The 17,159-nt window shown below is 65.1% G+C and carries 14 protein-coding genes; 8 read left to right on the forward strand and 6 right to left on the reverse strand.

Going from position 1 to position 17,159, the window contains the following annotated elements; genetic code table 11:
* Positions 1-7: 7 nt before the first annotated feature.
* The 4 genes from ACVC5H_RS12770 (at position 8) to ACVC5H_RS12785 (ending at position 5,157) form a co-directional block, all read left to right on the forward strand.
* Positions 8-1,900 (forward strand): ABC transporter permease, encoded by a 1,893-nt coding sequence (locus tag ACVC5H_RS12770; RefSeq protein ID WP_489618280.1) that lies wholly within the window; start codon positions 8-10, stop codon positions 1,898-1,900.
* Positions 1,897-2,658, forward strand: coding sequence for an ABC transporter ATP-binding protein (locus ACVC5H_RS12775; RefSeq protein ID WP_489618281.1), 762 nt, complete (start codon positions 1,897-1,899; stop codon positions 2,656-2,658). Before ACVC5H_RS12770 ends, ACVC5H_RS12775 begins: the two co-directional genes overlap by 4 nt.
* Positions 2,655-3,356, forward strand: a complete 702-nt coding sequence (locus tag ACVC5H_RS12780; protein WP_489618282.1) for an ABC transporter ATP-binding protein — start codon at positions 2,655-2,657, stop codon at positions 3,354-3,356. Before ACVC5H_RS12775 ends, ACVC5H_RS12780 begins: the two co-directional genes overlap by 4 nt.
* 160 nt (positions 3,357-3,516) lie before the next feature.
* Complete coding sequence (locus ACVC5H_RS12785) at positions 3,517-5,157, forward strand: histidine kinase famiy protein (RefSeq protein WP_489618283.1); 1,641 nt, start codon at positions 3,517-3,519, stop codon at positions 5,155-5,157.
* Positions 5,158-5,176: 19 nt separating this feature from the next.
* Here ACVC5H_RS12785 and bioD read toward each other — a convergent pair whose 3' ends face one another.
* Genes bioD through bioB form a run of 5 tightly spaced genes read right to left on the reverse strand, consistent with a single transcriptional unit; the run spans position 5,177 to position 10,556 of the window.
* The gene (gene bioD / locus ACVC5H_RS12790) at positions 5,177-5,866 is read right to left on the reverse strand and encodes a dethiobiotin synthase (protein ID WP_489618284.1); all 690 of its coding nucleotides are present in this window, start codon (positions 5,864-5,866) and stop codon (positions 5,177-5,179) included.
* Positions 5,863-7,209 (reverse strand): adenosylmethionine--8-amino-7-oxononanoate transaminase, encoded by a 1,347-nt coding sequence (bioA, locus tag ACVC5H_RS12795; protein WP_489618285.1) that lies wholly within the window; start codon positions 7,207-7,209, stop codon positions 5,863-5,865. Before bioA ends, bioD begins: the two co-directional genes overlap by 4 nt.
* Entirely contained in the window at positions 7,206-8,366 is a 1,161-nt protein-coding gene (gene bioF, locus ACVC5H_RS12800; protein WP_489618286.1) for an 8-amino-7-oxononanoate synthase, read from the reverse strand. Before bioF ends, bioA begins: the two co-directional genes overlap by 4 nt.
* 10 nt (positions 8,367-8,376) lie before the next feature.
* Complete coding sequence (locus ACVC5H_RS12805; protein ID WP_489618287.1) at positions 8,377-9,534, reverse strand: cytochrome P450; 1,158 nt, start codon at positions 9,532-9,534, stop codon at positions 8,377-8,379.
* Entirely contained in the window at positions 9,534-10,556 is a 1,023-nt protein-coding gene (gene bioB / locus ACVC5H_RS12810) for a biotin synthase BioB (protein WP_489618288.1), read from the reverse strand. Before bioB ends, ACVC5H_RS12805 begins: the two co-directional genes overlap by 1 nt.
* A gap of 110 nt (positions 10,557-10,666) precedes the next feature.
* Between bioB and ACVC5H_RS12815 the strand changes: the two genes are divergently transcribed.
* Positions 10,667-11,305: a GntR family transcriptional regulator gene (locus ACVC5H_RS12815; protein ID WP_489618289.1), complete on the forward strand. Its 639-nt coding sequence runs from the start codon at positions 10,667-10,669 to the stop codon at positions 11,303-11,305.
* A 3-nt stretch (positions 11,306-11,308) separates the two neighbouring features.
* Here ACVC5H_RS12815 and ACVC5H_RS12820 read toward each other — a convergent pair whose 3' ends face one another.
* The gene (locus ACVC5H_RS12820; RefSeq protein WP_489618290.1) at positions 11,309-12,262 is read right to left on the reverse strand and encodes a cupin domain-containing protein; all 954 of its coding nucleotides are present in this window, start codon (positions 12,260-12,262) and stop codon (positions 11,309-11,311) included.
* A gap of 103 nt (positions 12,263-12,365) precedes the next feature.
* On the opposite strand from ACVC5H_RS12820, the gene ACVC5H_RS12825 reads away from it, so the two are divergent.
* From ACVC5H_RS12825 to ACVC5H_RS12835, 3 genes are all read left to right on the forward strand, one after another.
* On the forward strand, positions 12,366-13,115 hold the full coding sequence (locus ACVC5H_RS12825; RefSeq protein ID WP_489618291.1) for an SDR family oxidoreductase: 750 nt from the start codon (positions 12,366-12,368) through the stop codon (positions 13,113-13,115).
* Between the two features lie 392 nt (positions 13,116-13,507).
* On the forward strand, positions 13,508-15,592 hold the full coding sequence (locus tag ACVC5H_RS12830) for a TonB-dependent receptor (protein WP_489618292.1): 2,085 nt from the start codon (positions 13,508-13,510) through the stop codon (positions 15,590-15,592).
* A 145-nt stretch (positions 15,593-15,737) separates the two neighbouring features.
* Positions 15,738-17,150, forward strand: a complete 1,413-nt coding sequence (locus ACVC5H_RS12835) for an aminotransferase-like domain-containing protein (RefSeq protein ID WP_489618293.1) — start codon at positions 15,738-15,740, stop codon at positions 17,148-17,150.
* The last annotated feature ends 9 nt before the right edge of the window (positions 17,151-17,159 follow it).

Consider the following 17,159-nt stretch of genomic DNA (forward strand, 5'->3'; position numbering starts at 1 on the left):
TGATGCCATGACGCTTGCCAGTCTCACCGTCCAGTTGCTCAATGGCCTGGCCGACGCCTCCGCGATGTTCCTGGTGGCGGCGGGCCTGTCGCTGATCTTCGGCGTGACCCGCATCGTCAACTTTGCCCATGGCTCCTTCTACATGCTGGGGCTGTATGTCGCCTATAGCCTGGTGGATCGGCTGGGGGCCAGCGTGTTGGGCTTCTGGGCAGCGTTGCTGCTGGCCGCGCTGGTGGTGGCAGCGCTCGGGGCCGTGGTGGAAGTGCTGGTCTTGCGGCGCATCTATCGCGCGCCGGAACTGTTCCAGTTGCTGGCCACCTTCGCCCTGGTGCTCATCATCAAGGATGGTGCGCTCTGGCTCTGGGGCCCGGAAGATCTCTTCGGTCCGCGTGCGCCGGGGCTCTCCGGCGCGGTTCACCTGCTGGGGCGGCGCCTGCCGCAATACGATCTGCTGCTCATCGTCGTCGGCCCGCTGGTGTTCGGCCTGCTGTGGCTGCTGCTCAACCGCACGCGCTGGGGCACGCTGATCCGCGCTGCTACCCAGGACCGCGAAATGCTGGGTGCGCTGGGCGTCAACCAGGCCTGGCTGTTTACAGCCGTATTCGCGCTGGGCTGTTTCCTGGCCGGACTGGGCGGGGCGCTGCAAGGACCGCGCATGCCTGCCAATCTGGCGCTGGATCTCGATACCATCGGCAACGCCTTCGTGGTCGTGGTGGTCGGCGGCATGGGCTCGATCGGTGGTGCGTTTGCAGCGGCCTTGCTGATCGCCGAGGTCAAGGCGCTGTGCATTGCGCTGGGCAATGTTTCCCTGTTCGGTATCGACATGTCTCTGTCGCGGCTCACGCTGGTGGTGGAATTCCTGGTCATGGCAGCAATCCTGGTGATGCGCCCCTGGGGCCTGTTCGGCAAGCCGCTGGCGCTGGTGCGCAGCGGTTCCGGACATGACGCGCCTTTGCGCGCACCCGGCCGCAACGCCGGCCTGCTGGGATGGGCCGCGCTGCTGGCCTTGCTGGCGCTGCCTTTGCTGGCCGGCCGTTTTCCTTATCTGCCGGTGCTGATGGTGGAGATCCTGGTCGCCGTCCTCTTCGCCGCCAGCCTGCATTTCCTGATGGGGCCGGGCGGCATGGTCTCCTTTGGTCACGCGGCCTATTTCGGATTGGGCGCCTACGCCGCCGCGCTGGTGACGTTGAAGCTGCAATGGCCGATGCCGCTGGCCATGCTGGCCGGTGCGTTCACCGCTATGGCCGGGGCCGTGCTGTTCGGATGGTTCTGCGTGCGCTTGTCGGGCGTCTATCTTGCCATGCTGACGCTGGCCTTCGCCCAGATCGTCTGGGCCACGATCTTCCAGTGGGATGACCTGACCGGCGGCAGCAACGGGCTGGTGGGTGTGCGACCCAGCGAAACACTGGCTTCCCCCGTGGCTTATTACTATCTCGCCTTGGCTTGTGCCGGGCTGGGTGTGTACCTCCTGCGGCGCATGATCCATGCGCCATTCGGCCTGGCCCTGCGCGCCGCGCGTGATGCTGCCGTGCGCGCCGAGTCGCTGGGCATGGATGTGCGCGGCCTGCAATGGGGCGGCTTTGCCATCGCCGGCCTGTTCTGCGGGCTGGCCGGTGTGCTCTTCGCTTTCTCCAAGGGCAGCATCTCGCCGGAGGTCGCCAGCGTGGGGCGTTCCGTCGATGGCCTGGTGATGGTCTTGCTGGGCGGTGTGCAGAGCCTGCTTGGTCCCTTGCTGGGGGCGGCGCTGTTCACCTGGCTGCAGGACCTGGTGGCGCGCGAGACCGATTACTGGCGTGCCTTGCTGGGCGGCGTGATCCTGTTGCTGGTGTTGCTCTTCCCGGGTGGTGTCGCGGGCGCACTGGTGCGCTTGCGCAAGCCGGCAAAGGAGGAGGGCGCATGAGTCTGCTGCAAGTCCAGGGCCTGTCCAAATCATTCGGTGGCGTGGCCGCGCTCGATGGCGTTTCCTTCGCGCTGCCAGCGGGCCAGATGCTGGCACTGATCGGTCCCAATGGCGCCGGCAAATCCACCTGCTTCAACCTCATCAATGGCCAACTGCAGCCCGATGCCGGGCGCGTGCTGCTTGATGGCGACGACATCGCCGGGCTGGATGCGCGCCGCATCTGGCGACGTGGCGTGGGCCGCACCTTCCAGGTGTCGGCCGCCTTCGCCTCGCTCACCGTGCTGGAAAACGTCCAGGCCGCCTTGCTCTCGCACCGGCGCCGGCTGTGGCAGCTGTGGCGTCCGGCTGCAGCTTGCCTGCGCGAGGAAGCGCTACACCTGCTGGAGCAGGTCGGCATGGCCGATCAGGCCGGGCGTGCCTGCGGCGTGCTGGCCTATGGCGACATCAAGCGCGTCGAGCTGGCCATGGCCCTGTCCAATGCGCCGCGCCTGCTGCTGATGGACGAACCCACCGCCGGCATGGCCCCGCGCGAGCGCCAGGACTTGATGGCCTTGACGCGCCGCCTTGTCATCGAACGCGGTTTGTCGGTCCTCTTCACCGAGCACAGCATGGACGTGGTGTTTGCTTTTGCCGACCGCATCATCGTGCTCGCGCGCGGCCAGTTGATCGCAGAAGGGGAGCCCGACGCCGTGCGCCAGGATGCCCGGGTGCGCGAGGTCTATTTCGGTTCGGGCGCCACCTTCGGGAGCCCGGCATGAGCGCGCCGCTGCTGCAAGTGAAGGGGCTACATGCCTTTTACGGGCAGGCGCATATCCTCTTCGATCTCTCGCTGCAGGTCGGGCGTGGTGAAGTGGTAGCGCTCATGGGCCCCAATGGCGCAGGCAAGTCCACCACGCTCAAGGCCCTGATGGGCCTGCTGGAAGGCACCCGTGGCCAGGTCACGCTGGACGGGCGCGACATCACGCACCTGGCGCCTTACCAGCGCGCGCGCCTGGGCCTGGGATTCGTGCCGGAAGACCGGCGCATCTTCACCGAACTGAGCGTGCTGCAAAACCTGGAAACCGGCCGCCAGCCCGCGCGCGACGGGGCCGCAGCGTGGACGCCGCAGGCGCTCTTCGAACTCTTCCCCAACCTGGGCGCCATGCCCCATCGCCCCGGTGGACGCATGAGCGGTGGCGAGCAGCAGATGCTGACCATCGCCCGCACCCTCATGGGCAATCCGCGCCTGCTGTTGCTCGACGAACCCTCCGAAGGTGTGGCCCCGGTCATTGTCGAACAGATGGCCAACATGATCCTGCAACTCAAGCAGCGCGGCATGTCCATCCTGCTGTGCGAACAGAATACGCACTTTGCCGGCATGGTCAGTGATCGCGCCTGTCACCTCGATCAGGGGCGCTTGTTGCAGCAGGGCATCCCGGAATCCAACCAAGCTCATCAGCAGCAATCCGTCCTGTAGCAAGACTTGTACGGACATCGGGTTCAGATGTAACAAGACATGCCCATTCTTGTTGCAAATCACCCGGAACCGATGAGTACACCCGTGTCAAAACTCCTGAAAGCAGCGCGCTTTCCGTTGCCTCACTGCAACCGAGCCTAGCCAACCGGAGAAAAATACAATGCCCAACACTGCCAAGCACCCCACGGTGCATTGGCCTGCCGACGACTTCAACGATGCGGGAATGCGCAATGACCACGCCAAGGTCGCGGTAGGCGATGACGCCAACGATATCTTCTTTGCCGCCGTCGAAATGACGCGCATGCCGATGGTCGTGTCCGATCCCAACCAGCCGGACAACCCCATCATCTTCGTCAACAACGCCTTCATCAACATGACCGGCTACAGCCGCGCCGAGGTGGTAGGCAAGAACTGCCGCTTCCTCCAAGGGCCGGAAACCGACCGCGCGGTGGTGGCGCAGGTGCGCCAGGCCATCGCGGAACGGCGCGAGATCGCTACCGAACTGCTGAACTACCGCAAGAACGGTTCGACTTTCTGGAACGCACTGTTCCTCGCACCGATCTACGGCCAGCGCGGCGAACTCAAATATTTCTTCAGCTCGCAGCTCGACATCAGCCGCCGCCGCGATGCCGAACAGGCGCTGGGCCAGGCGCGCAAGATGGAAGCGCTGGGCCAACTGACCGGTGGCATCGCCCACGACTTCAACAACCTCTTGCAGGTCATCAGCGGTTACCTCGACATCATCAACCTGGCCCTGCGCAGCGATGTGCCCGACCTGGGCCGCGTGGCGCGCAGTGCCGACAGCATCCGCAAGGCTTCAGGCAAGGCCGCCATGCTGACCCAGCAACTGCTGGCCTTCGCCCGCAAGCAGCGGCTGGAGGGGCGCACCATCAATCTCAATTCGCTCACCGAAGGATTTACCGATCTGGTGCAGCGTACCCTGGGCGGCGACATCGAAGTGCAGACCTCGCTGGCCCCGGGCCTGTGGAATTGCCGTCTCGATCCCACCCAGATGGAAGTGGCCTTGCTCAACGTGCTCATCAATGCGCGCGATGCGATGTCCGGCAAAGGAATGGTGCGCATCCATACAAGCAATGAAGACCTGAGCTCCGACGAACGGGCCATAGAATTGGGCGTCAAGCCGGGTCTGTATGTATGCATCGCGGTGACAGACAACGGACCGGGCATCCCGCCCGACATCCTCCCGCGCGTGATGGATCCCTTCTTCACCACCAAGGACGAGGGCAAGGGCACCGGTCTGGGACTGTCGATGGTGTATGGATTCGTCAAGCAATCGGGCGGATCGGTGCGGATTTCCTCGGGCCTGCAATGCGGCACCACGGTTTCCATCTACTTCCCGGCCACGCAAGACCAGGTGGGCGGCGGCTTTGAGTACGACAACCGCACCCACAGCCAGGGCGGGCATGAACACATCCTGGTGGTGGACGACAGGATCGAGGTCGCCGAGCTGGCCCAGGCCATGCTGGAGAGCCTGGGCTACCGTGTGACCATGGTCAATTCTCCGGCGCAAGCCTTGCAGGTGATCCGCTCCGATCCGCCGGTGGATCTGCTCTTTACCGACCTGATCATGCCGGGCAGCATGAACGGCGTGGTGCTGGCCCGCGAGGCGCGGCGCCTGTTGCCCCGGATGAAGGTCTTGTTGACCACCGGCTACGCCAGCGAGTCGATCGAGCGGCATGGTGCCGATGGCGAGTTTCCCGTCATCGACAAGCCTTACCGCCATGATGAACTGGCCCGCAAGGTCCGCATCGTCCTGGACGGTGCCACAGGCGTGAGCTGACAACGATCATCCCGTTGGCTCACACAGGCACGTCCTCCGCTGGCCAGGCCAGGCAAGCGGCTGCCTCGGCCACCGTCATCTCGGGTGCCCACGGCAGACGGCCCAGCAGCGGCGCCTGCAGCCGCTGCACCAGGCTCTCCACCATGGCCATGGCCTGATCTTCTGCCGCATCGAGGTGATTGGCGACCCAGCCCGCCAGGCGCAAGCCGCGCGCGCGGATCGCCCGGGCGCTCAGCAGGGCATGGTTGATGCAGCCCAGGCGGATGCCCACCACCAGCACCACCGGCAAGCCCAGCCGGGCCACCAGGTCATCGCTGTTGTGATCCGCATCCAGCGGCACCATGAAGCCACCCGCACCTTCCACGATCAGGACATCGCAGGCCGAGCGTAATTGCGCGTGACACTGCACCAGATGGTCCAGCGCGATAGTCACGCCTTGCGCTGCCGCCGCAATGTGCGGTGCAGTTGCTTGCCGCAGCAGGTAGGGGTTGACCAGCTGCCCCGGCAAGGCCACGTTGGAAGCGGCCTGCAAGGCTTGCACATCCTCGTTGCACCACACGCCGTCCTGCAGGAAAGCCCCCGAAGCCACCGGCTTCATGCCACCGACGCGCCAGCCCTGCGCTGCGTGCAGGTGGATCAGCGCGCAGGCCACCCGCGTCTTGCCCACGCCGGTATCGGTGCCGGTGACGAACACACTGCGGCCGCTCATGCGTGCTCCTTCTCATCCATGGCCGCATCGAAGGCGGCATGCAGGCGCTCGCCCAGCCACAGCGCCTGTTGTGCATCAAGGATGTAAGGCGGCATCACATAGAGCGCAGTGCCGATGGGACGCACCAGCAATTCACGTCGCGCCGCCTCGTCGGCCAGACGCCGCGAAAAACCCGCCGCCCTGGCCGTCTGCGCGATCACGGCATCACAGGCCCAGATCATCCCGCGCTGGCGCACGTGCCGTACGCGTGCATCCTGTGCCAGCGGCTGCAGAGCCCGTGCCAGCACCGGAGCAAACTGGCGGTTGCGTTCCAGCACCTGTTCCTGCTCGAAGATGTCGAGCGTGGCCAGGGCCGCGCGGCAGGCCAGCGCATTGCCGGTGTAGGAATGCGAATGCAGGAAGCCGCGCCGCACGTCCTCATCGTAGAAGGCGGCATAGATCGCATCGCTGGCCATCACCAGCGACAGCGGCAGGTAGCCGCCGCTGATGCCCTTGGACAGGCACAGCAGGTCCGGCCAGATGCCGGCCTCCTGGCAGGCGAAGAAGCTGCCGGTGCGTCCGCAGCCGACGGCGATCTCGTCGGCGATCAGGTGCGCACCATACGCATCGCACAGTGTGCGCAGCCCGCGCACATACGCGGGATCGTGCATGGCCATGCCGGCCGCGCATTGCACGAGCGGTTCGACGATCACGGCGGCGATGTGTCCGGCGCGTTGCTGCAGCAGCCTTTCCACGTCCGCCAGTGCGCGGCGGCTGACGTCGGCCGCGCTTTCACCGGGTTCGGCCCTGCGTGCATCGGGCGAGGCGGCGATATGGGCCGGACGCAGCAGCGCTTCATAGGCGCTGCGGAACAGGGGCGTGTCGGTCACACCCAGCGCGCCCACGGTTTCGCCGTGATAGCCACCGGCAATGCAGATGAATTCGTTCTTGGTGGTTTGCCCGGCATTGCGCCAGGCATGCACGCTCATCTTCAGCGCGATCTCCACCGCCGAGGCGCCATCGGAGGCGTAGAAGCAATGGCCCAGCGCATGGTCCGTCAACGCGGCCAGCCGCTCGGAGAGCTGCACCACCGGCTCATGGGTGAAGCCCGCCAGCATGGCGTGTTCCAGCTGGCCCAGCTGATCGATCAGGGCGGCATTGATGCGCGCGTTGGTATGCCCAAACAGATTGACCCACCATGAGCTGATGGCATCGAGGTAGCGCCGTCCCTCGGTATCGAAGAGCCAGGGGCCGTGGGCGCGGGCCAGCGCGACGGGCGGAGCCTGTTCGTGCTGCCGCATCTGCGTGCAGGGATGCCAGACGCTGCGCAGGCTGCGGGCGGCCAGGGTGCTTGCGCTGTTCATGCTTGCGCTCCAGAGGCCAGTGCAGTGAGGGCGTCCACCAGGCGCGCCACGTCATCCCCGGTATGCAGGGCCGACAGGCTGATGCGCAGCCGCGCCGTCCCCTTGGGTACGGTGGGCGGGCAGATCGCGGGCACCCAGATTCCCTTTGTGCGCAGTGCGGCCGCCAGGGCGCGTGCGGCACCGTTCTCTCCCACGATCAGCGGTTGAATCGCGGTGCGGGAGGGCAGCAGGGTCCAGGGCAGGCCGGCCAGTCCGGTGCGCAGTTGTGCGGTCAGTTCTTGCAGCCGTTCACGCCGCCATTCTTCGTGCAGGATCAGGGCCAGGCTGGCTGAGGTCGCGGCCGCCAGCGCAGGCGGATGGGCGGTACTGAACATGTAGGTACGGGCGCGCTGCATGATCCATGCAACGACGCTGGCCGCCCCGGCCACGAAGGCGCCGGCCACGCCCGCCGCCTTGCCCAGCGTGCCCATGGTGAGCACGTGCGGCCCGCTCACCCCGGCCAGCGCCAGGCTGCCGCGCCCTTGCGGACCGAGCACGCCCAGGCCATGGGCATCGTCCACCAGCAGCCAGGCTTCATGCCGGGCGCAGACTGCCGCCAGTTCGGCCAGCGGCGCCAGGTCACCGTCCATGCTGAAGACGGCATCGGTGAGCACCAGCTTGCGGCCGCTGCGGCAACGGGCCAGCACCTGTTCCAGCCGCTGCGCGTCGTTGTGTGGAAACACCTTCAGGCTCGCTCCGGACAAGCCTGCCCCATCGATCAGCGAAGCGTGGGCCAGGCGGTCCACGATGACGGTGTCGCCCCTGCCCACCAGCGCCCCGGCAACGCCGAGGTTGGCCATGTAGCCATTGCCGAACACCAGCGCTGCCGGCATCCCGACGAAGGCGGCCAGCTCGGCTTCCAGCGTCTCATGGGCGGCACTGTGGCCGCTGATCAGGGGGGAGGCCGAGGCGCCCATTCCATAGCGCTGCAAGGCAGTAGTGGCCGCTTCGACGATGGCCGGATGACTGGCCAGGCCCAGGTAATCATTGCTGCAGAAGGACAGTTCATCGCGTCCCTCCACCTGCAGCAGCGGCCCTTGCGGCCCCACGACCACGCGCCGTGTGCGCAGCAGGCTCTGGCTGGCGAGGACGTCCAGCTCGGTGGTGAAATCTTGCATGGAGATGCTTTCAGAAAAAGACAGACAAGCTGGTGAGCGCGCGATAGGCCGCATTGTCTTGCCAGACCGGGGCTTGCTCGCCGAGGGTGAGCGTCGGTAGCCGCTGCATCAGCGCAGTGAAGGCGATCTCCGCTTCCAGTTGCGTCAGGGTGGCGCCCAGGCAGACGTGCGGGCCCTGGCCGAAAGAGAGATGCATGCCTTCGTCGCGCCCGATGTCGAAGCGTTGCGGGTCATCGAAACGCCTCTCATCGTGATTGGCCTGGCCGATGTGCAGGATCGCCAGCTGGCCGCGCCGCAAGGTCTGCTCGGCCAGTTGCACATCCTGCAGCAGGCGCCGCCCGGTGTACTGCACCGGACTGTCATAACGCAGCATCTCGCGCACGGCCAGGCGCAGGCTGCCAGCATCGCCTTGTTGCGCCTTCAGCGCAGCCCATTGCTGCGGATGGCGCAGCAAGGCCAGCAAGCCATTGCCCAGCAGGTTGCGGGTGGTTTCGTAGCCGGCGAAGAGCAGGGTGGCGCATTGCGCCAGCAGTTCGACGCGATTCAATCGGCCTTCTACGTGGGCGTCCTGCAGCCCGTGCATGAGGCAGCCAGCAGGAAGATCCTCCGGCTGCGCCAGCGTCTGCGCAAAGAAGTCGCACAGGCTATCCATGGCCTGTTGCGCGGCCCTGGTCTGTGCTGCGTCCGGCGTAGGGCTGCCGATGAAGGCCGCCAGATCCGCCGCCCAGTCGATGAACTGCGCCGGCACGCGTCCAGGCAATCCCATCAGTTGCGCAATCACCAGCGCGGGCAGGGGCCTTGCGAAGTGGCTGATGAAATCGAATCCGTCGGCAGCCTGCGGATCGGCCACGATGGTGTCGATCAGCTGGTGCGCGATGCCGGTGATGCCGGCACGTTGTGCCTGCAGGTCGGCGGGCTTGAAGCCCGGATTGAGCACGCCGCGCAAGCGCCGGTGCGCACGGCCGTCGAGGAACAGGAGCGAACGCGAGAACAGGCGCTTGAACCGGCGCGCATCGTCGTCTGCGGCTGTCTCGCCGAGCCCGCTGTTGATCCAGCGCGCCGCACGCCGCACCGTAAAGCGCGGATCGCGCAGTGCGAAGGCCACTTCATCGTAGCCGCTGATGATCCACGCCCCGCCGCAATGTGCGGGGCTCCATTGCACTTGCATCAGGCCGCAGCAGGTGCCGCTTGCAGGCCCAGGCGCTGCAGCAGATCGAGGTCGGCCGAGACCGGCGCATTGGCCGTGGTCAGCAGCTTGGCCCCGAGGAAGATGGAATTGGCACCGGCCGCAAAACACAGCGCCTGGGTCGCTTCGCTCATGCTCTCGCGCCCGGCCGACAGGCGGATCACCGCGTGGGGCAAGGCGATACGGGCTACGGCCACGGTCCGCACGAATTCAAATTCGTCCAGCGGCGCCACATCCTGCAGGGGCGTGCCGGCAATCGGCACCAGGTGATTGATCGGCACCGATTGCGGTGGCACCGGCAGGCTGGCTAGTTGCGCGATCAGTCCGGCGCGCTGGGCGCGCGTCTCGCCCATCCCGATGATGCCGCCGCAGCACACGTTCAGGCCCGCTTCCTGCACCCGTTGCAGGGTGTCCAGGCGATCCTGGTAGCTGCGAGTGGAGATCACCTTGTCATAGAAATCGGGCGCGGTATCCAGGTTGTGGTTGTAGTAGTCCAGCCCGGCCTGCTTGAGGGCATCGGCCTGGGCCTGTTCCAGCATGCCCAGGGTCATGCAGGTTTCCAGCCCCAGCGCGCGCACCTGCTGAACCATGTCGGTAAGCGCGGCCATGTCGCGCTCCTTGGGGTTGCGCCAGGCGGCGCCCATGCAAAAGCGCGTGGCGCCCTGCACGCGGGCGGCCCGGGCGGCTTGCACCACCTCGTCCACACCCATCAGCTTGCCGGCCGGCACGCCCGCGTCCTTGTGATGGGCCGATTGCGAGCAATAGCCGCAGTCCTCCGCGCAGCCCCCGGTCTTGATCGACAACAGGCTGGAGAGCTGGACCTCGTTGGCGCGGTGATGCTCACGATGCACGGTCTGCGCGCGGTACAGCAGATCGAGGAAGGGCAGGGCAAACAATTGCTCGACGGCGCTGCTGTCGATAGCCGCCAAAGGGCGGTGGAAATGCAGGGGAGCACTGTCCTGCACAGCGGAAGCCGAGGGGGAGGGCGAAGGGCACTGGCGCATCGATAGAATCCGGTCGGTGAAGTAAAAGGCTTAGAATTCAGCTTCGGCGGATTCTAACTTCGCTCAAATTCGTATAACAATTTCTTTTTTAATAGATTATCTATAAAAATATGGCGCACCATTCCGACCATCCGAGCACCGTCGAACGCATTGCCGAGGTGCTGCGCACGCGCATCATTCGCGGTGAAATCGCAGGCGGGGCGGCGCTCCGGCAGGATCACGTGGCGCAGGAATTCCAGTCCAGCCACGTGCCGGTACGCGAGGCATTTCGTCAGTTGGAGGCACAGGGACTGGTACTCACTTTGCCCCGTCGCGGCGTACGGGTCACCCAGGTGGACCGGGCGGCGGTGAAGGAGAATGCCGAGATGCGCGGCTCGCTGGAAATCCTGGCCTTGCGCCACAGCGTGCGCAAGTTCGGACCCGAGCACATCGTGCGCCTGGAAGAGGCCCAGGAGGCCTGCGCCCAGGCGGCTTCATTGGTGGAATGGGATGCGGCCAACAACCTGTTCCACGACATCCTTTCCAGCGAATGCGGCATGCCGCGCCTGCTGGCGGTCTTGAAGCAACTGCAGCTGACCAATTCGCGCTATCTCTTCTCGACCGGCTTCAAGCGCGGCTGGCAGCCGCGATCCGATCACGACCACCGCCTCATCATCGAAGCCTTGCGCGACAAGAAGACCGACCGCGCCGTGCAGTTGCTGAGCATGCACATCGGCACCATGGAGCGGGTTGGTTTCGTGGCGGCCTAGGGCCTACAGGGCAGCGCTACCTCGCCGGGCAAACTGCGACGGCGGCAATCCCACGTGGCGGCTGAAGGCCACGCTGAAGGTGGAGGCTGAACTGTAGCCGACCTGCTGCGCGACCTCCGTCATGGATGCCGCCTCGTGCAGCAACAGCCGCTTGGCCAGCGCCATGCGCCAGGCCAGCAAATATTCCATGGGGGCCAGCCCGACTTCGCGGCGGAAGCGTTCGAAGAAGGACGAACGCGACAGTGCCGCCGCCCGCGCCAGCCGCACCACGCTCCAGTTCTCGGCCGGCCTGGCATGTATGGATCGCAATGCCGAGGCGAGCCGTACATCGCCCAGCCCGCGCAGCAGGCCGGGTGTGGCGGCAGCCCCGGCATCGTCGCGGGAGCGCAGGGCTTCGATCAACAACACTTCCAGCAAGCGCGCCAGGACCACATCACGTGCCGGGCGCTCGGCGCGGTATTCGTCGCCCACCAATTGCACCAGCGCCGCCAGCCGCGTGTGCGCCCGCGCCACCACCAGGCTGGGCAGCAGCGACAGCAGCAGCGGCGTATCGGGCGACTCGAACACGCAATGGCCGACGACCAATTGCACCTGCGGCGGCAGGCCCAGCGTGCCGAGGTGATAGCGGCCATCGGACAGGCGCGGTGGCGGATTGTCTTCATCGAGCAGGGCCTCGTCGCAATCTTCCATGCTGGCCACGGTGAAGCCCTGCAAGGCCGGGGCGAGGAAGAAATCACCGGCCTGCAGGACGATGTCGTCCTTCAGTGGATCGCCATCCTGCGGCTCGGCCAGGATGCGGCAACTGCCTTCCAGCACGGCACAGTAGAACGCCAGCTCCGACCGGGAGCGGCGCACCCGCCAGCCGCCCGCGCCCTGCACGTACTTGGTGTGGCGGGCCACGGGCTGCAACAGGCTGACCACTTCGGCCAGGGGATCGATGAGTGCGATGTCGGACATGGCTGGACGTTTGCCAATGAATGATGGACTTTTGATTGTAGCAAGTCCGCAGCTGGGCGCCTATTCTTCGCCTTGTTCTCTCCCACTTCACAAGGAACCGATCATGAAAACCATCCTCATCACTGGCTGTTCGTCCGGCTTCGGCCTGGAAATCGCAGCGTACTTCCTGCAACGCGACTGGCAGGTCATCGCCACCATGCGCACGCCCCGCAGCGACGTGCTGCCCGCCTCACCGAACCTGCGCGTCCTGGCGCTGGACGTGACCCGCGCCGACAGCATTGCCGCTGCCATCGCGCAGGCCGGCCCCATCGACGCGCTGGTCAACAATGCCGGCGTCGGTGCGCTGGCCGCCGTCGAAGGCCAGTCCATGGCCCAGGTGCGCGAACTCTTCGAGACCAATACCCTGGGCAGCATTGCCATGGCCCAGGCAGTCATCCCGCAGATGCGCCAGCGCGGCGCGGGCGTGATCGTCAACGTCACCTCCTCGGTCACGCTGCGCTCGCTGCCGCTGCTGGCGGTCTACACGGCCAGCAAGGCGGCCGTGAATGCCTTCACCGAATCCCTCGCCATTGAGCTGGCCAGCGTGGGCGTGCAAGCCCGCCTGGTCTTGCCGGGCCGGGCGCCGCATACGCGCTTTGCCGAGAATGCCCGGCCGCGCATGGAAGGCAGCGTTCCCGAGGCCTATGCTGCGCTGGCGGCGCAGGTGTTCAGCAATTTCCAGGACGACACCCGGATCACCCACGCCAGCGATGTTGCCGAGGCCGTCTGGCGGGCCGCTACCGATCCGGCTGCACCGATGCGCATCGCGGCCGGAGAAGATGCTCGGGAGTGGATGCGCACGGCATCGGCTTGAGTTATTGCTGAGCGGAGTGCCATGGTCCGAGGGGAAGAGCGGATGTATGGATTTGTTTTGGGCATGTATCCATGCATTATGGCCCGCTTGCAACGCACGCAAGCGCAACCTTCCTCCCCGGATGTTTGCCTGGACAGCTCGGAGCGCTGGCGTTCGAGATGATGGCGTCGGCGCTGCTTGCGGCATGATGCGTGCGACAAAGTGTCACATTCTCTATACAGGCGTTATGTCGTATTGTCTCCGAAGGTAGATGGGGGGCCGGGTCGCGCTAAAAACAGATGAGAAAGCCGCGATCAAAACTGTCCGTGATTGGACCGCTCGCGCTGCCATGCAAGGCAGCGTCGGCAGCGATGTCCCCCGTCATCACTGGCACATCCTCCTTTCCAGCCTTCATGAATAAAACCATCATTGCAGTACTTGTTTCGGGACTGTGTGGCGTGGCCCGCGCCCAAGATGCAGCAGAATTACCTGTCGTCACCGTGTTCGGTTCCTCCGCAAGTCCGGCCAGTGCTGTTGATTCTGCAGCGCAGACTACGCATACCGATATTCCTTTGAAGGATTATCCGGCATCCATCCAGACAGTCCCCGTAGAGGTCCTGAAGGATCGCGGCGTGACCCGGATCGATCAGCTGGTGGAGACCGTCAGCGGCGTGCACGCAGAATCCAACTACGGCGGCAACGGTGCAACCTTCTTCAATATCCGCGGCTTCAGCGAAAGCAATGGATTGCGTGATGGCTTTCGTAACTATGGTTACTATGCGTTCCGCGATGTGCAGAACATTGATCAGGTTGATGTCTTCAAAGGACCTGCGGGGGCCTTGTACGGAGGGATTGGCGCCGTCGGGGGATACATCGATACGGTCTCCAAGCGTCCCGAGCGGGAGAACTTTGGCGAGATCGGCGTCACCGCCGGCACCAACGGTTTGACGCGCACAACGGTCGATCTCAATCGTGCGCTGGATGACAACCTGAGCGTGCGACTCAACGCAGCAGTCGAACGTGGCTCAGGGTATCGGGACAATACGGACTACGATTCCTGGTCTGTCGCGCCCTCGATCCGCTGGGACGATCATCGGGGAAATTCCATCACGCTGCTGACCGAATTCAATCACCTGCGACGTGATGGCTTCGATGCGGGTATTCCTGCCGTGGTCAATTACCAGTCGCTGTCACGCACGCGTTATTACGGCCTTCTGGATGGCACCTATGCTGGTGTCTCTGGCGATTACGGCAAGAACGATACGCAGGCAGCTACACTCTTGGTTGAACACGCATTGTCCGATCAATGGAAACTGCGCCTGTCGATGCAATACGTCAACGCGCGCCAGTTATCCACCCAGAGCTTCCCCAACAGCACCACCGCCACCGGCAACCTGTTGGATTATTCGGTCTATGGCGATACGGACGAGGCCTCCCGCCAATATGGGCTGCGTGCTGAACTGGCCGGGGACGTGACCTTGGCCGGATTCAACCACAAGGTGTTGGCGGGTGCCGACTACGGTTATCTGGAAGTGGGCAGTCGCGGATCGACGGTGAGCACCCTGACGCTGGATCTGTTCAATCCCGGCTACGTGTCAGGATTGACGGCAAGCGATCCTCTGCAGTCTCACCAAGGGCGTGGCAAGGATTACGGCCTGTACCTGATGGATCAGGTCACCCTGAGCCAGGAGGTCAAGGCCATGCTGGCGCTGCGGGCCGACCGTTTCGTCAATGAGGCCCTGCAGAGCGACATGGTGGTGGGGCGTGGCGAGCAATCGGCACTGTCACCGCGGCTGGGTGTGGTCTGGCAGCCCTGGGACAAGACCTCTCTGTTCGCGGATTGGAGCCGCAGCCATGCCCCCAATGTGGGTCATAGCGGCAGTAACGTCACGTACGACGCCGAGGTGGCAGAGCAAATCGAAGTCGGTGTGAAGCAAGAGCTGATCAAGGACCGGCTGGCCGGCTCGGTGGCCTTGTTCAATCTAAAACGCCAGAACATCCTCACCACCGATCCGGCCAACCCGTTGCTGCAGGTCTTGAGTGGAGCACAGCGCAGCCGCGGGCTGGAACTCGATATTGCAGGGACGATTGCCACGGGCTGGCAGATCATTGCCAGCTATGCCTATACCCAGGCGATCGTGCTGGCCGATACCAGTATTCCCGTGGGTGATGCACTGACCAATGTGCCGCGCCATAGCGGTAGTGTGTGGGCGACGTATGAGTTCAAATCGCTGCCGGGATTGAAGGCCGGTGCCGGCGTTTACGCCATGGGTGCGCGCGAAGCGAGCTTGCCCAACACCTTCAAGTTGGCAGGCTACGCCCGTACCGACCTCATGCTCGCTTATCAGAGCGGCCCGTGGAAGACGCAGCTCAATATCTTTAACCTGTTCGATCGCCGCTATTACACGGGCGGTTCCGCATCCAACTTCAATTACACCTTGAGCCCGGGCCGCCCGTTGTCGGCCCAGATTACGGTGTCTTACCGATTCGGGACGTGAAAATCACGGCATCGGCTTGAGGATTTGCGGCACCGGCTTGGCACAAGGGGAAGAATGGATGTATGGATTTTTATCGGTCATGCATCCATACTAGATGGCCCGCCTGCAAGGCTTGCAGGCGCCCCCTTCCTCCCAGGACTTTCGCATGGCCAGACCGGAACCCCCGCACGCTGCAGATCCCTCCCTGCACTGGATTGCCCGCTTCGCCGCCCATGGCGGCCCGCGTTACCTGCAGATCGTCGGTTTCATGGAACAGGCCATCGCCGACGAGCGCCTCAAGCCCGGTGACCGGCTGCCGCCACAACGCCTGCTGGCCGAGCGCCTGCAGGTCGACCTGACCACGGTCACCCGCGCCTACAGCGAGGCACGCCGCCGCCATCTGCTGGAAGCGCGTGGTGCGGCCGGCACCTTCGTGGCCGCGCCCAAGGTAGACCTGAGCCAGGCTATCGATCTGTCCATGAACATCCCGCCGCCACCGGCCGGCATCGACCTGGATGACCTGCTGCGCCAGGGCGTCTCGCAGGTGCTGCTGCACAGCGACGTCGATCTGCTCATGACCTACCACCTGGGCGGTGGCAGCGGCGCTGACCGGGCGGCCGGGGCGATGTGGCTGCATGAGATGCTGGGCCCGGTCGACGACAGCCGGGTGCTGGCCTGTCCCGGTGCGCAAGCGGCACTGGCGGCCCTGCTGCTGTCGCAGACCCGGCCCGGCGAAACCATCCTGGCCGAACCGCTGGCCTATCCAGGTCTGCTGGCGGCGGCCGCCCAACTGGGGCGGCGCGTGGTGGCCGTGGGGGTGGACCACGAAGGCATGCGCCCGGATCTGCTCACGACCATGGTGCGCAAGTACGGCGCACGGCTGGTGTACCTCAACCCGACGCTGCAGAATCCGAGCACCCACACCATGCCCGCCACGCGCCGTGCCGAGATCGCCGCGGTGGCCACGCGGCTGGACCTGCGCATCATCGAGGATGATCCCTACTGGCGCTTTGCCGCCCACGCACCGAAGCCGCTGGCGCACTATGCGCCAGCGCACGTGTTCTACGTCTCCACGCTGGCCAAGTGCCTGTTGCCGGGGCTGCGCACGGCCTATGTGCTCACGCCGCAAGGACTGAGCCAGGAAGAGGTGCTGGGCGCCTTGCGCTCTTTCGTGCTGATGTCCACGCCACTGACCACGGCGCTGTCGACCCAATGGATACACGACGGCACCGCCGCCACCCTGGCCGAGGGCATCCGCGATGAAGCCTGGGCCCGCCAGGAACTGGCGTTGCGAACTCTGGGTGACGAAAGTGTGGCGGGCACGGGGGGCATCCATGTCTGGAAGGCCTTGCCGGCGCACTGGAAGGGGCACGATTTCGTGCTCAAGGCGAGGGAGGCCGGTTTGCATGTGGTCGCGCAGGACACCTTCCAGGCCGGCGAGGTGCCAGCCCAGCGTGGCCCCGCATCGCATATCCGCATCTCGCTGGGTCGCGCGCGCAGCCGCTTCGCGCTGGTCCATGCACTGCGCCGGCTGATGGAGCTGGCCCATCGCCGCGGCATTCGCGAAGTCGTGGTGTAAGAGGGGAAA

The sequence above is a fragment of the Herbaspirillum sp. Her3 genome (genome assembly GCF_057961275.1).

Coding starts and splice junctions, on each gene's coding strand:
- ACVC5H_RS12770 (WP_489618280.1), top strand. CDS start 8: ATGACGCTTGCCAGTCTCACCGTCCAGTTGCTCAATGGCCTGGCCGAC.
- ACVC5H_RS12775 (WP_489618281.1), top strand. CDS start 1,897: ATGAGTCTGCTGCAAGTCCAGGGCCTGTCCAAATCATTCGGTGGCGTG.
- ACVC5H_RS12780 (WP_489618282.1), top strand. CDS start 2,655: ATGAGCGCGCCGCTGCTGCAAGTGAAGGGGCTACATGCCTTTTACGGG.
- ACVC5H_RS12785 (WP_489618283.1), top strand. CDS start 3,517: ATGCCCAACACTGCCAAGCACCCCACGGTGCATTGGCCTGCCGACGAC.
- bioD (WP_489618284.1), bottom strand. CDS start 5,866: ATGAGCGGCCGCAGTGTGTTCGTCACCGGCACCGATACCGGCGTGGGC.
- bioA (WP_489618285.1), bottom strand. CDS start 7,209: ATGAACAGCGCAAGCACCCTGGCCGCCCGCAGCCTGCGCAGCGTCTGG.
- bioF (WP_489618286.1), bottom strand. CDS start 8,366: ATGCAAGATTTCACCACCGAGCTGGACGTCCTCGCCAGCCAGAGCCTG.
- ACVC5H_RS12805 (WP_489618287.1), bottom strand. CDS start 9,534: ATGCAAGTGCAATGGAGCCCCGCACATTGCGGCGGGGCGTGGATCATC.
- bioB (WP_489618288.1), bottom strand. CDS start 10,556: ATGCGCCAGTGCCCTTCGCCCTCCCCCTCGGCTTCCGCTGTGCAGGAC.
- ACVC5H_RS12815 (WP_489618289.1), top strand. CDS start 10,667: ATGGCGCACCATTCCGACCATCCGAGCACCGTCGAACGCATTGCCGAG.
- ACVC5H_RS12820 (WP_489618290.1), bottom strand. CDS start 12,262: ATGTCCGACATCGCACTCATCGATCCCCTGGCCGAAGTGGTCAGCCTG.
- ACVC5H_RS12825 (WP_489618291.1), top strand. CDS start 12,366: ATGAAAACCATCCTCATCACTGGCTGTTCGTCCGGCTTCGGCCTGGAA.
- ACVC5H_RS12830 (WP_489618292.1), top strand. CDS start 13,508: ATGAATAAAACCATCATTGCAGTACTTGTTTCGGGACTGTGTGGCGTG.
- ACVC5H_RS12835 (WP_489618293.1), top strand. CDS start 15,738: ATGGCCAGACCGGAACCCCCGCACGCTGCAGATCCCTCCCTGCACTGG.